Here is a 13622-nt window from a genome sequence, read left to right as displayed (position 1 = left end):
GCTTCCGTGCGTGCAGCTCCGGACCTGGCCGGGCTGGAAGCCGACCTCGTCGAGGCGGCTTTCGACGGCGCGGGGTGGGGCACCCTGCTCGGCCTGCTCGCCACCGCCACCGGCCGGGTGTTCCGGCTGCTCGACCTGACCGGAGCGCTGCTGGCCGCGTCCGAGCCGTCGACCCCGCGGGGGCCGGTCGCGGGCAGCTCCGCCGTCGCGCTGGCCGCCCTGCTGGTCCGTCCCGCGCTCGGCCCGGCCGCCGTCGTGTGCCGGGACGGCTGGCGCGGGCACGGCGGCCCGGTGCGCATCGGACAGCGCTACCTGGGCGCGCTCCTGCTCGACGCCGACCAGGCGTACGCCGATCGACTGGTCGAGGCCGCCGCCACGGCGCTCGCCATCGTGGCGCTGCGGCGCGACGCCCACGCCGCCGGCCTCGCCCGCGGGGTCGATGTGGTGATCGACGACCTGCGGCATGGCGCGATCCGGCCGGCAGCCGAGTTCGTCCGCGTCGCGGAGAGCGCCGGGCTGGACGTCCGCATCCCCCACGCGGGTGCGGCGCTGTGGCACCGCGGCAGCGACCAGGACGCCTGGGTGAGGGCCTGTGAGGTGATCGGCTTCCCGGTGCTTCGCGACGGTGACCGGGCATGGACGCTGCTGTCCGGTGACGTGCCGGCCGAGCTCGGCCGGCTGACGCGGCACCTCGCCTTCCAGCTCGGCTCACCGGGCGCGGTTCTCGCCGCCGCGGGGCCGGTGGTGCCGGGCGACCCGGTCGACCCGTCGGAGACCGCCACCTCCTTCGGCGCGGCGGACACGGTCCTGGCCCTGCTGCGCGCCGGCCACGCGCAGGCTGGCCACCCTGTACGGGACGCCACCGCGGCGAGGGGCGGTGCCTCGGCGCGGGACGACCGTTCGCGTCCCGGTGACCGGGAGCGGACGTCGTTGCTCTTCGACGACCTGGGGCTGGAACGGCTGCTCGTCGGCCTCCCGCCGCAACGCCTGAGGGCCTTCACCGAGCGGACACTGGCCGGCCTGACCCCCGCGGATGTCGATCTGCTGCGCGCGTGGCTGGAGACGGACGGCAGCCTCGACGCCACCGCCGCGTGCCTGGGCGCCTCACCAGCCCGGATGCGCCGCCGCCTGCCCGCGCTGGTGGCGGGCCTGGCCGGCCCGGTCGCGGAGATTCCGGTCGGGCGCCTCACCGACCTGCACGCGGCCACCCTCGCCCGCCGGTTCGCCGCACTGTTCAGCGCTGAGACCTGATCCCGGCGCTGGCAGCCGGCCCGCCGCGTACGGAGCGCCCGCGGCAACCCTGCGATCGGTTCGAGCCCGAAGGGTGGTCGACCGCCACGACGGTGCCGGCCCGGTTCCCCGAAACAGACGTGCCATCCGACGGTCAGCTGGGCGTCCAGTGGATCTGCGGCGGATCGCGTCCGGGGTGGACTCCCAGGCGGCGGTTGTAGATGACGAGTTTGGTGGTGTCGGCGCGTTTCGCCGCGTACATCGCGAGATCGGCCTGGTGGAGCAGGCTGTCGGGGGTCATCGGCCAGGTGTCGGGGTCGAGGGTGACGAGCCCGAGGCTGGCGCGTGGCTGGAAGGTCTGGCCCGCGAGCTGGCATGGTGTCTGCACCGTGATCGCGAGGCGCTGGGCCACGTGGACCGGATCGTCTGGGCCGGAGCCGTCGAGGATGACGGCGAACTCGTCGCCGCCGAGCCGGGCGACCAGGTCGTTCGCGCGGGTTCCGGCCCGCAGCCTGGCTGCGGTGATCTTGAGGAGTTCGTCGCCGATGGCGTGCCCGAAGGTGTCGTTGACCCGCTTGAACTGGTCCAGGTCGACGAACAGGACGGACACGGCGGCCTGGCCGCCGGTGGCCGTGTCGCCGCCGCGCGCCTCGGTGCCGGGGTCGACCTCGTGCCGCAGGCGTCGGGCGAACAGCGCCCGGTTGGCCAGTCCGGTCAGGGGGTCGTGAAACGCCTGATAGTTCAGCTGCTTCTCGCGTTCTCGCACCTCTGCGAGGAGACGAGTGTTCTCGGCGAGAGTGATCATCTGCCGGGTGAACGCCAGGACCAGCAGTGACACCGCGCCATACGCTTCGACCGGGTTGAGCGGGACGCCCGCGACCAGCTTGCCGAGAGGCACCAGGCCGGTCACCGCGAGCACGGCGTACGGCAGGGCGGTATGCGCCCACATCGCCCGCGGACCGGGCTCGACGGTGGTGTTCCGATCCACAGCCGCGCTGGCCGGTGCCAGCGCGGCGAGGGTTATCAGCTGGAGCGAGACGATGAGCGGCATCAGGCTCCACGCCGGCAGGTCGTAGTGACCGTGGGCGTAGCGGTAGACGTTGATGCTGTTCGTGAGGGCGTACCCGAGCAGGCCGCCACCGAGCAGCGCCAGGGTCGCCGGGGACCGTGGCCGGCGGAAGGTGGCGATCAGCAGCACGGCAGTCGCGAGGACGAGCGCGGTCAGCTGGTGGACCAGCGCGACGAGAAGCTGCGCGGGGTCGGGCGAGCTTGCCCGGACGATCGCCGCCAGCGACGTCCCCCACTCGAACAGGAGGACCGAACCGACGATCAGGAGGCTGTCCAGCACGACGATCACGTGCCATCGATTCAGGCCACCGTCTCGACCGCGCGCGCTCCGGCCCTCGACCGGATAGGTGGGCAGGTACAGCAGCCCGGCCAGTGCCAGTCCGTAGAAGGCGATCAGGCCGAGAAACGCCGAGGTCGCGGCGGACCTGATCGTGTCGCCATTCAGTAAGATCACCGTGGTCAGGAGGGCACCTCCGGCGAGACCGGCTGCGAACATGCCGATGAGCACCCGCCATCGCCGATCGTCCACTGCGGCATGCCGGGCACTCCAGAAGCAGGCCGCCGCGGCGGTGACCTCGGAGACGAACGCGACGACCGTCGTGGCGGTCCCTGCCGGCCCCGGGGCCAGCAGCGCCGCGGACAGGGCCGCCAGCCCGACGAGCAGCGCGCAGCCCACCAGCGCGTGGCGAAGAGGCGGGGGTATACCGGACCATCCGGCCGAGCGCACAGGATCCGGTGGAGCACCGCAGACTGCTCGGAGCTCCGCCACCACTACCTCCACGCCATCCCGACGAGTACCTCCACGCCATCCCGACGAGCCACTCGGCTGCGCGCTGGTCGACGCGACAGGCCGCCAGCGTCCCGCCCTTGACGGACGGCGGCGCCACCTGTTGACTGCCCGGCTCCTGTCGCCGACACACAATGATCAGATCGGATCGCGCCGCCGGTGGTGTCACCCGGGTCGAGGGGCGGTGTGCCCCCCGATGCGCTTCAGGGGCGGTTGTGGGTGGGGCTGTCAGTCGCCCCGGCATTCGCCGGGCAGGTGACGGGCGGCCTTGGGGATGGGCAGGCAGTCGATCGCGAACGGAACGCAGGCGGCGACCCGGTGGGGGACGGACTGGTCACCGTCCTCGCCGTCCTCGCTGTCGTCGAGGAGGCGTTCGAGCAGCGGGGCGAGGGCCGCGCGCTCGGAGTCCGTCAGGCGACGGAGGATGATGTTGCGCTCGGCGACGGCGGTGGCGATCTGGTTGCGTAGTGCCAGGCCGGCGTCGGTCAGCGCGAGCAGCTTGATGCGCCGGTCCTCGCCGGGGACCCGGGTGACGAGTCCGCGCTCCTCCAACTGGTCGGCCAGGCTGGTGACGTAGGAGCGGTCGCAGCCCAGCTGGTCGGCGAGGTCCCGCATGGGGGCGGGGGTGGTGAGGCCGACGATCGCGCGGGCGAGATGCGCGGGCAGGCCGAACGAGGCCACCGTGCAGGCGAAGTCGGCCTTCGCGCGCTCGCCGATGTCGACGAGCATCTGCGCCAGGCGGCCCGCCTCGGCGAAGAGGGCCTCTCGATCCGTCACGCCCCCAGATTACTCGGCTGACTCCATGGTTGACCCGGTCATGCATTGGGGTAGAGTTGCGGCGCAATACATGAGTGACTCAACGATCTGGTGGTGCGCGTATTCGTTGCGGCGCTGCCCGGCCGTTCGTCACATGCGTAGCCCGTGGGTGACTCGACCCGAATCCGATGAGGAGCTCTTGCGATGGCCACCGCGTTCGACCCCCACCGCCTCGGCCGCATCGTCCTGTCCAACCGGATCGCCATGGCGCCGATGACGCGAAGCCGGGCGTTCGGCCCCGGCGGGACCCCGACCGAGCTGATGGCCACCTACTACGCACAGCGCGCGAGCGCCGGGCTGATCATCACCGAGGGCGTCCAGCCCTCGATCGTCGGCCAGGGCTATCCGGACACCCCGGGACTGCACTCGGATGAGCAGGTCGAGGCGTGGCGCACCGTCACCGACCGGGTCCACGAAGCCGGCGGGGCGATCTTCGCGCAGCTCATGCACGCCGGCCGCGTCGGTGACGCCACGCTGCTGCCCGGTGAGCTGACTCCGGTGGCGCCGTCGGCGATCGCGGCGGTGGGGGAGATGTACACCCGCGAGGGGTTCAAGCCGTTCGGGATGCCACGCTCCCTGACCGAGGCCGAGATCGCGCAGACGATCGAGGACTTCGCCCGGGCCGCCCGCAACGCGATCGCCGCCGGGTTCGACGGCGTCGAACTGCACGGGGCCAACGGCTACCTGATCCACCAGTTCCTCTCCACCAACGTCAACCAGCGCACCGACGGCTGGGGCGGCTCGATCGAGGGACGGATCCGTTTCGCGGTCGAGGTCACCGCCGCGGTCGTGGGTGCGATCGGTGCCGACCGGGTCGGCCTGCGGATCTCGCCGGGGAACCCGCTGCACGACATCGCCGAGGACGACCTGGACCTGACCTACAAGAGCCTGGTGAGCGCCGTCGCCGGTCTGGGTGCGGTCTACCTGCACGTCATGGAGACCGCCGGGCAGCGCGATCTCACCACGAGCCTGCGCGCGCAGTGGCCGGCAACGTTCATCCTCAACCCGAACACCCTCCCGGAGCCGACGGGCCCGGCCGAGCTGGACCTCGTCCAGGATGGAACCGCGGACGTGATCTCCTACGGTGCCCTCTTCCTCGCGAACCCGGACCTGCCGGCGCGGCTGATCGCCGGCGGCCCGTTCAACGACCCGGACCGGAGCGGCTTCTTCGGTGGTGACCACCGCGGCTACACCGACTACCCGGCGATGACCTGACAGGGGTATGCCCGGTGGCATTGGGCCTGGCCGTGGCTCAGGGTCTGGCCGTGGCGCAGGGTCTGGCCGTGGCGCAGGGCCTGGCCATGGCGTTCAGGTCCACAGGACGGCGACGGCGACGTCGGCAGCGGTCAGGCCACCGGCCACTCCCACGAAGCGGCGATCAGCGGTGTCCATCCGAGTCGGCCGCAGCGTGGTCCTGCTAATCACCTGTATTCATGTACAGGCCCATTGTGTCACTTATATATTCGGCGGCGTAGCTGGTCGGTAAACACCGTTAATCGTATTTTTGAGATCAGGTGGTGGCCGCATGCAGGTCGACATCCGGCACAACCCGTCCTTCGCGGTCGCGCGCCTGGGCATGGCGCCCGGCGAGACGGTGCGGGCCGAGTCGGGCGCGATGATGGCCCACGCGGATGCCGTCACCATCGAGTCGAGCACGAACGGCGGGCTGCTGAAAGGCCTCAGGCGCAGCGTGCTGGGCGGCGAGTCGCTCTTCATCACCCGGTTCACCGCCGGCGCGGAAGGCGGGTGGGTCGACGTCGCGGCGAACCTGCCCGGTGACGTCTGCGTCATCGACCTGGGCGATTCGGACGCCGGTGCCGCCGGAGCGGTCAGTCTGGCGCGTGGCGCGTGGCTGTCGTCGTCCGACGGCGTCGAGCTCGAGACGGCCTGGGGCGGATTCAAGAACCTGGCCGGCGGCGAGGGCGGCTTCCTCGTCCGGGCGACGGGCTCCGGAAAGGTGGTCGCCTCGTGCTACGGCGCGATCGACATCGTCGACGTCGCCGCCGGCACGCGGTTCGTCCTCGACTCGGGCCATCTGGTTGCGTTCGACGACAGCGTGTCCTACACCACCCGCAAGATCAGCTCCAGTCTGATCCAGTCGCTCAAGTCCGGCGAGCGTCTCGTGTTCGAGTTCACCGGACCGGGACGGGTGTGGACGCAGTCGCGCAACCCGAAGGAACTGGTCGGTTGGCTGACAGCCAAGCTGCCGTTCAGCCGGAAATGACCGCAGCTGTTGATGACTCTATGAGTCCACGTGTCGAGGTTGCCTGCCTGCATTACGGCCGTGCGTGGCCGGGGCGCGAACGGGCCGCCCAGGCCGCGGTGATCGGTGAGCCGCGGAGAAGGCTCACCGACCGCGATCTCATGCGTTGTGGTCGACGGAGGTTCAGGTGCCTTCCGCGATGACTTTGGTCTCGAGGTATTCCTCGAAGCCGGCGAGGCCCATCTCACGGCCGACGCCGGACTGCTTGTAGCCGCCGAAGGGCATGTCGGGGGAGAAGAACTGGCCGCCGTTGACGTTGATGACCCCGGTGCGGACGCGTCGGGCGACGGCACGGGCGCGTTCGAGGGAGGCGGAGTCGACGGCGCCGGACAGGCCGTAGATCGAGTTGTTGGCGATCCGCACGGCGTCGTCGTCGGTGTCGAACGGAATGACGACGAGGACGGGGCCGAAGAACTCCTGCTGGGCGATGGTCGAGTCGGGGTCGACATCGGCGAAGAGGGTCGGCTCGGTGTAGAACCCGGCCGGCAGATGAGCGGGGACACCCCCGCCGACGACGAGGCGGGCGCCCTCGTCGACACCCTTCTGGATGAGATTCAGGACCCGACGGCGCTGGACGGCGCTGATCTGCGGTCCGGCGAGGTTGGCCGGGTTGGTCGGGTCGCCGTAGGGCCAGTTCGTGAACGTCTCCGTCAGCATGGCGACGGCCTGGTCGTAGAGCGGGCGGGCCACCAGGAGCCGGGAGTGGATCGCGCAGCCCTGGCCGGAGTGGCCGCAGGCGTGCGCGGTCGCCATCGGGACGATCTTCGAGAGGTCGGCGTCGTCGAGGACGATGTGCGCGGACTTGCCACCGAGCTCCAGGAAGATCTTCTTGATGGTCGGCGCGGCAGCCGACATGATCGCTCGGCCGACGGCGGTCGAGCCGGTGAACGAGACCATGTCGACCCGCGGGTCGCTCGTCAGCAGGGCGGCGACGGTGTTGTCGGCGGTCGTCAGGACGTTGAACACGCCCGGGGGCATGTCCGTCTCCTCCAGGGCGATCCGGCCGAGGACGGTGCCGGTGTAAGGGGTGTCAGGGGCAGGTTTGAGGACGACGGTGTTGCCGGCGGCCAGGGCTGGGGCGATCTTGGCGAGGTTGATCTGGTACGGGTAGTTCCAGGGGGAGATCGCGCTGACGACACCGACGGGTTCACGGGTGACGTAGCGCTGGGTGGGTGGGCCGAAGCCGCCCTCCTTCACGCCGTGGTCGACCGACCAGGCGTACGAGCGTGCCGTCTCGACCGCCCACGGGACGATCTCCAGTGGCGAGTCCAGCTGCGGCCCGTAGGTCAGGGCCACCGGGGTGCCGACCTCGGCGACCACCAGGTCACGCAGCTCCTCCCTGTGGCGCTCGAGCGCTTCGGAGAACTGGGTCAGGCACCGCAGCCGGAACTCGAGGTCGGTCGACCAGGGGGTCTCGTCGAACGCGGCACGGGCCGCGGCCATCGCCGCGTCCGCGTCGGCGGCCGACCCGTCGGCCGCGACCCCGAGCACCTGCTCCGTCGCCGGGTTGATGTTCTCGTAGGTCGCGCCGTCGGCCGCGCCGACGAGCTTCCCACCGATGACCATGGATGGGTCGTAGGCGGGCTTCGCCGCCGTCCCGGACAGATCAGTCACACGGGCTCCTATGAAAATGAGGTCGCCGTCGGAGAGGGGCTCTTCTCCAGCCGGGCGGAGGCCGGCCGGGGCAGACCGGAGTGCGCGGGCGGCGGAGGCCCGGAGGCCGGGTCCGCGGTGGCGTCAGGCCGATGCGGCCGGGGGCCTTGCGGCCGGTAGGACCTGCTCGACCACGGTCCGCAGATAGCGCCAGCCGACGTCGGGCGGCAGGCCGCCGACCAACGGGTGCAACTGCAGGATGCCGCCGGCCCGGACCCGGTTCACGGCCTCGTCGACGGTCAGGATCTGGTGGCTGCGCCGCTCCGCCCGCAGCTCGTCCGCCGTCCGCGCGGACGAGAGGCTGGCTGTGGCGGTGTCGCCGCCGTTCCAGGCGGCGTAGCTGCGCACGTCGTGCATCAGGTAGGGCCCCAGCTCGTCCCAGGCCTGGTCGACGTCCTCGGCCACGAAGACGGTGTTGGGCTCGTCGGGCGGGTTCAGGATGCACATGCCGGGTTCATGGCCGGCCGTGCGTGCCGCCGCCTCGTAGCTGACCTGCAGCTCCTTGTCGCCGCTCTGGGCGAAGAAGCCGATGCCGTGCCGACCGGCGCGGCGGGCGGCGGCGGGGCTGCCGCCGCCCCAGGCGACCATCGGGCCGCCAGGAGTGAGTGGGGCCGGGGTGACGCGGATGCGCCGGCCGTCGTGCTCGAAGGATTCGCCGGTCTTCGCGCGCAGCAGGAGCGCGAGCTTCTCGTCGGCGATCCGTCCACGGCGGTGGAAGTCGATCCCGTACATCTCGTATTCGGCCGGCCGGTAGCCGATGCCGGCGACGTAGGTCATCCGCCCGCCGCTGACGATGTCGAGCACCGCCATCTCCTCCGCGAGGCGGATCGGGTCGTATAAGGGCAGCACGAGCGCGGCGATGGTGATCATCACGGTCGAGGTGCGTGCCGCGATCGCCCCGGCGAGGATCATGGGTGACGGAAGGTAGCCGTCCTCCGACATGTGATGCTCACAGAGCAGCACGCTCACGCACCCGCGCGTCTCGGCCCACGCCGCGATGTCGGTCGCCGCCGCGTACAGCTCCCGCGCCGGCGCCCCCGTCTCGGGCGCGCGCATGTCGAATCTCAGCGTGTACATCAGACGGGGGACGCCTTCAGCATCGCTCCGGCGTCGATCCGCAGATTGAGCCCGGTGATGTAGCGGGACTCGTCACTGGCGAGGAACGAGACCAGCGCGGAGACGTCGCTCGGGTCGATGTAGGGAATCGGCATCGCCTGCATCGCGGGGAAGGCGAGCTCGGCGTCCTCCCGCGTCGGATGCTCCAGGTCCGGGCGGAAGGCCTTGTAGATGGTCTCGTTGTGCAGCAGGTGGGTGTCGACGTTGGTCGGGTGGATCGCGTTCAGCCGGACCATGGCCGGCGCCAGCTGCAGGGCCAGCACCTCGACATACCGGGCGATCATCTGCTTGGCGAGGGAGTAGCCGACACCGCCGGTGTTGCCCATCCGCTCCGTGGTGCCCTCGATCATCCCGGCGGTGGAGCCGGTGACGATGATCGAGGCGCCGGAGCCGAGGTGTGGCAGGCTGATCGCGACGGTGTTCATCACCCCGATCAGGTCGACGTCCATGCCGTCGACGAAACCCGCCGCCAGTGTCGCGTCGACGGCCGGGCAGACGCCCGCGTTCGCGCAGACGACGTCGAGCCGGCCGAACCGGGCCAGTCCCTCGTCGAGCGCTGCCCGCAGCGCCGGGCGGTCACGGACGTCCGCCTGGACGCCGACGATCGCGCCGCCGAGGTTCTCGACGCTCTTGACCGTCTCCGCCAGATCGTCCGGGGTCGCCAGCGGGTAGGGCACGCTGTCGATCTGCGCGCAGATGTCGACGGCGATGACGCTGGCGCCCTCGCCGGCCAGCCTGATGGCGTGGCTGCGTCCCTGGCCCCGGGCCGCGCCGGTGATGAAGACGACCTTTCCGTCCAGCTTTCCCACGGCTGTCCTTCCCTGTGTCGTGTCCGCGGGATCTCCGACCCCGCGGACAGGTTCATGTCGGTGCATGGCTCGCGTGCTACGCGCGGGCGTGCCCGTGCTCTTCGGCCGCACGTTCCGCCTGGCGGTCGGCTTGGACCTTGCCCAGCGCGTTGTCCGCCGCGCCTTCGGGCAGGGAGCCGTCGGCCTGGGCGGCGGTCGCGGCGACCGCGGCGGCTGTCATGATCTTGAGTGGTGGCTTGAGGACGAGGTCCTCGACGACGACCGCGGGGTGCGCGAGGATCCAGGCCGCCGCTTCGGCGACGACCTGCCCGACCTCGTCGACCGCCAGGTAGTTGACCTCCAGGAGGCCGTGCTCGACCCACCGCGGGGTGACCTTGTTGACGAGTTCCCAGTCGTAGTCGCGGTAGAAGTCCGTCGGCAGGGTGGGCCCGACCACGATGCGCAGAAAACGGACGTCGCTGTGCTCGAGGCGCCAGGTGAGGATCGAGTGCTCGAGGGCGGCCTTGCTCGCACCGTAGGCGCCCATGCCGTGCATGGGCTTGGCCGCGCTGGTCGAGGAGACATAGCCGATGAACCCGCCCTCGGCCAGGGCCGGTACGAGGTGCCGGGTCACCAGGGTGGGTGCGGTCACGTTGGTGGCGAAGGTCCTGTTCCAGACGTCGGGGTCAGCGTCGGCGAGCAGGCCGACCGAGGACCACGCGAACGGCAGCAGCGCGGCGTCGATACCGCCCATCCCGGCCACGGCCTCGGCGACGGCCCGCTTCGCGGACGCGTCGTCGCTGACGTCCGCGACGATCGGGACACCGCCGCCGGCCTCCTTGACCAGGTCGTCCAGCAGGCTTTCCCGCCGGCCGACGACGGCGATCCGCGCGCCCGCCGCCGCGGCGGACAAAGCCACCGCCCGGCCGATTCCGGACGAGGCGCCGACCACCAGGATCCGGCGGCCGGAAAGGTCAGCGTTGACGCTCATTCACGCTCCCGCGGGGACCGGTGCGCTGGCCCGGCCGACGACGAAGGGAAGGCGGCTGACACCGCGCACGTTGGTGGAGACCTGCCACTCGGCGCGGTCGAGGTCGAGATGGAACTCCGGATAGCGGGCGAAGATCTCCTCGAACGCGATCTTTATCTCCAGGCGGGCCAGATGCGCGCCGAGGCATCGGTGGATACCGAAACCGAAGAACAGCGTCGACGGATGGTGCTGGCGCGTGAGATCGAAGACGTCGGGGCGGTCGTAGACGGTCTCGTCGCGCAGCGCCGAGCCGGTGACCAGCATGACCTTCGCACCGGCGGGAATCGTGACGCCGTGCAGGGTGACGTCCCTGGTGGTGGTGCGGCCCTGTAGCTGCGACGGTGGGTCGAGACGCAGCGTCTCCTCGACGGCCTTCGTCGCCAGCGACGGGTCGTCGCGCAGCATCCGGGCCTGGTCAGGGAAGCGGGTCATCGCCATGAGCCCGTTGGGAATCGCCCTGGCGACGGTTTCGTGGCCGGCCGTGCCCAGCTCGAGGAACCGGAAGGCGATCTCCTCATCCGACAGGCGTCGGGTGCGGCCGTCCTCGTCGTCCGTCACCTCCGTCTGTATGATCATGGAGATGACGTCGTCCTGTGGCTTCCGGCGCCGTTCCACGACCAGTTCCAGGTAGAGAGCCAGCAGGCCACCGATGGCTTCGGCGAACTGGTTCGGGTCGGTGTCCGGTCCGCGTTCGGTGAGCAGGTCCGACAGCCGGTTCACGGTCATGCGGTGCTCGACGGGGATGCCCAACAGCTCGCTGATGATCTCCAGCGGCAGCGGGAGCGCGAACTCGCCGACGATGTCGAACTCGGTGGCGTCCCGCTGGGCGTCGAGGAGCTCCCTGGCCTGGCGGCGGATGAACGGCTCCAGCTCCGACATCCGCCGTGGTGTGAACACCTTGCTGACGATTCTGCGGTGCCAGTGATGGTCCGGCGGATCCTTCACGACCAGCATGGGGAAATCCTTCTCGATCCCCTCGATCGTGACCCCACCCGTGCTGGAGTAGGTCTCCCAGTCGTTGTGCGCGGCCAGCACGTCGGCATGCCGGGACAAGGCCCAGAACTGCAGGTCATCATTCCGGTAGACGGGCACCTCGGCGCGTAGCGCGGCGTAGGTCGGGTAGGGATCCGCCCAGGTCACGGCATCGTAGGGATTGAACTCGACCATCAGGTCCTCCGTTTACAGCCGATGGCGGCGTCAGCGGCGAGCACTGGCCGGACGGGGCACCGGAAACCGACACGCGGTCGTTTCCCGAGATTCATCGCGAGGCATGGCGCCGCAATGGTCACTATTTCTTGAGGACCTGTCCGCAGGAAAGCTTGCTGATCACGTCGTACTTCGTCCCGTTGAGTTGCACGAGTGATCCGCAGGGGGCGTTGACGACGTGGTTGAGCGGGTACCGGGTCTGCGGCACCGCGCCGTCGACGTAGTAGCTGTAGTCGCTGTTCAGCGTTTTCAGGAGGCTGTCGACCGTCAGGTTTCGGCCGGTCTTCGTCGCGGCGTCGACGAACAGGTCGGCGGCCCAGTAGCCGGCCATGGCGGGCAGGCTGATCGCCTCCTGGGGCGCGTACTTCTGAAAGTCGGCGATGAGCTGGCGCACGCCGTCCGACGAGGCGTCCTCGGTCGGTGACCACTGCAGCAGCGTGTACGACTTCTGGAGCCCGGCGAAGTTCGCCGCGGCCAGTCGTGGGTCGTAGCCGAGGGGGCTGAGCTGCCCGCCGCTGAAACCGGCCGAGGTCAGCGCCTGGATGAGCTTCGTGGTCGAGGTGAAGTCGGTGGTGTAGACGACTGCCTGTGGCGGAGCACCGTCGGCGGAGGCCATGATCTTGCTGACGATCGGGGTGGCGTCGGCGAGGCCGGCGTAGGGAACCGGGGCCTCGGCGTAGACGACCTTCGCTCCGACGGATTCGATCTGCAGCTTGACGTCGGCCAGGCCGGTCCGGGAGGAGTCGTCGTCGTTGCCGATCAGTGCGACGGAGGCGCCTTTGGCGTCACCGCCCAGCATCGACTGGACCATGATCCCGTAGAGCGACGACGTGGTCCTGGGCAGGTCGGTGAGGCATCCGGTGATGCCGAAGCCGATCGTGTTGCCGCAGTAGCCGGCGTTGAATCCCCAGCCGAAGAAGGGCACGCCCTCGCTGCAGAAGGTGTCCAGGTAGCTGGYGTGGGCGGTCATCTCGGGGACGACGGCGAACACCTTGTCCTGGTCCGCGAGGACCTTGGCCTGGCTCACGTTGCGGGCGGAGTCGTTGCCGTCGTCGAGGGTGCCGATGTAGTCGATCGTGCGGCCGTGGATGCCGCCGGTGTCGTTGGCGCGTTGGAAACGGACCTTGGCGCCGACCTCGGTGCCGGCCATGGTGCTGCCGCTGGGACTGGTCAGGTAGGCCAGTCCGCCGATCTTGATCGAGGTGTCGGTGACACCGCGGGTCGGATCGGACGCGGTCAGTCCGCACTTCAGCTCGCTCGCGTCGACCGTGACGCCGCCGTCGCCCCAGCCGTTCGGCGGCCCGGCCTTGACGGCGGCGTCGGTGACGGTCGGCCCGCTGGCCGGTGTGCTGGAATCACCGTCGCCGCCGCAGGCCGCGGCTCCGGTCACCAGTGCTGTCGCGGCCGCGAGCATGACGACTAATCGTGAGACGCCCATCGGATACTCCCTCGCAGGTGCCACGGCCCCCCAGGTGACACGTGGCGGAATGTGCGAACGCTCCGCCGAGGTGCCACGTGGCGCGGTGGCTCCCGGGCGGGCTCACCTGCCCAAGCAGGCGCGCCAGGAAATATTGAATATTTGATGTAGCAATCGACGCTCGCGGGAGCGTTCGGACCGGCTTCGTCGACCTCTGGCCAGCAGCGGGCCGCAGCGCGCGTGGCGCT

11 protein-coding genes are annotated in these 13622 nt (G+C 70.3%); 3 read left to right on the top strand and 8 right to left on the bottom strand.

All coding sequences use genetic code 11. The features are described 5' to 3' along the window. Window positions 1–6: 6 nt before the first annotated feature. The gene (locus tag CcI49_RS04625; protein WP_076824545.1) at window positions 7–1251 is read left to right on the top strand and encodes a hypothetical protein; all 1245 of its coding nucleotides are present in this window, start codon (window positions 7–9) and stop codon (window positions 1249–1251) included. A 133-nt stretch (window positions 1252–1384) separates the two neighbouring features. Here the strand turns inward: CcI49_RS04625 and CcI49_RS04620 are convergent, their stop codons facing one another. Beyond that, window positions 1385–3025, bottom strand: coding sequence for a GGDEF domain-containing protein (locus CcI49_RS04620; protein WP_063793128.1), 1641 nt, complete (start codon window positions 3023–3025; stop codon window positions 1385–1387). Window positions 3026–3313: 288 nt separating this feature from the next. Beyond that, the gene (locus CcI49_RS04615) at window positions 3314–3862 is read right to left on the bottom strand and encodes a MarR family transcriptional regulator (protein ID WP_076824543.1); all 549 of its coding nucleotides are present in this window, start codon (window positions 3860–3862) and stop codon (window positions 3314–3316) included. Between the two features lie 183 nt (window positions 3863–4045). Here CcI49_RS04615 and CcI49_RS04610 point away from each other — a divergent pair, with 183 nt between their 5' ends. Continuing rightward, on the top strand, window positions 4046–5116 hold the full coding sequence (locus CcI49_RS04610) for an alkene reductase (RefSeq protein WP_054567514.1): 1071 nt from the start codon (window positions 4046–4048) through the stop codon (window positions 5114–5116). Between the two features lie 310 nt (window positions 5117–5426). Then, window positions 5427–6125, top strand: coding sequence for a TIGR00266 family protein (locus CcI49_RS04605; protein ID WP_076824541.1), 699 nt, complete (start codon window positions 5427–5429; stop codon window positions 6123–6125). Between the two features lie 162 nt (window positions 6126–6287). On the opposite strand, the gene CcI49_RS04600 is transcribed toward CcI49_RS04605, so the two are convergent. The 6 genes from CcI49_RS04600 to CcI49_RS04575 all read right to left on the bottom strand — a co-directional run bounded on the left by CcI49_RS04600 (window position 6288) and on the right by CcI49_RS04575 (window position 13395). After that, a complete protein-coding gene (locus CcI49_RS04600) occupies window positions 6288–7730 on the bottom strand; it encodes an aldehyde dehydrogenase family protein (RefSeq protein ID WP_076824922.1) in 1443 nt (480 codons plus the stop codon). A 171-nt stretch (window positions 7731–7901) separates the two neighbouring features. Then, window positions 7902–8894 (bottom strand): LLM class flavin-dependent oxidoreductase, encoded by a 993-nt coding sequence (locus CcI49_RS04595; protein WP_076824539.1) that lies wholly within the window; start codon window positions 8892–8894, stop codon window positions 7902–7904. Further along, complete coding sequence (locus tag CcI49_RS04590) at window positions 8894–9742, bottom strand: mycofactocin-coupled SDR family oxidoreductase (RefSeq protein ID WP_076824537.1); 849 nt, start codon at window positions 9740–9742, stop codon at window positions 8894–8896. The genes CcI49_RS04595 and CcI49_RS04590 overlap by 1 nt, the downstream gene beginning before the upstream one ends. Window positions 9743–9818: 76 nt before the next feature. Beyond that, window positions 9819–10712, bottom strand: coding sequence for an SDR family oxidoreductase (locus CcI49_RS04585; protein ID WP_054567510.1), 894 nt, complete (start codon window positions 10710–10712; stop codon window positions 9819–9821). Then, window positions 10713–11918, bottom strand: coding sequence for a cytochrome P450 (locus CcI49_RS04580; RefSeq protein WP_054567509.1), 1206 nt, complete (start codon window positions 11916–11918; stop codon window positions 10713–10715). It abuts the gene before it with no gap. Window positions 11919–12039: 121 nt separating this feature from the next. Next, on the bottom strand, window positions 12040–13395 hold the full coding sequence (locus tag CcI49_RS04575; protein ID WP_076824535.1) for an ABC transporter substrate-binding protein: 1356 nt from the start codon (window positions 13393–13395) through the stop codon (window positions 12040–12042). Window positions 13396–13622: the final 227 nt, after the last annotated feature.

The organism is Frankia sp. CcI49, assembly GCF_001983215.1.
Lineage (GTDB): Bacteria > Actinomycetota > Actinomycetes > Frankiales > Frankiaceae > Parafrankia > Parafrankia irregularis.
Note: the sequence above shows the minus strand (reverse complement) of the source record. Positions and strands in the feature narration are given on the sequence as shown.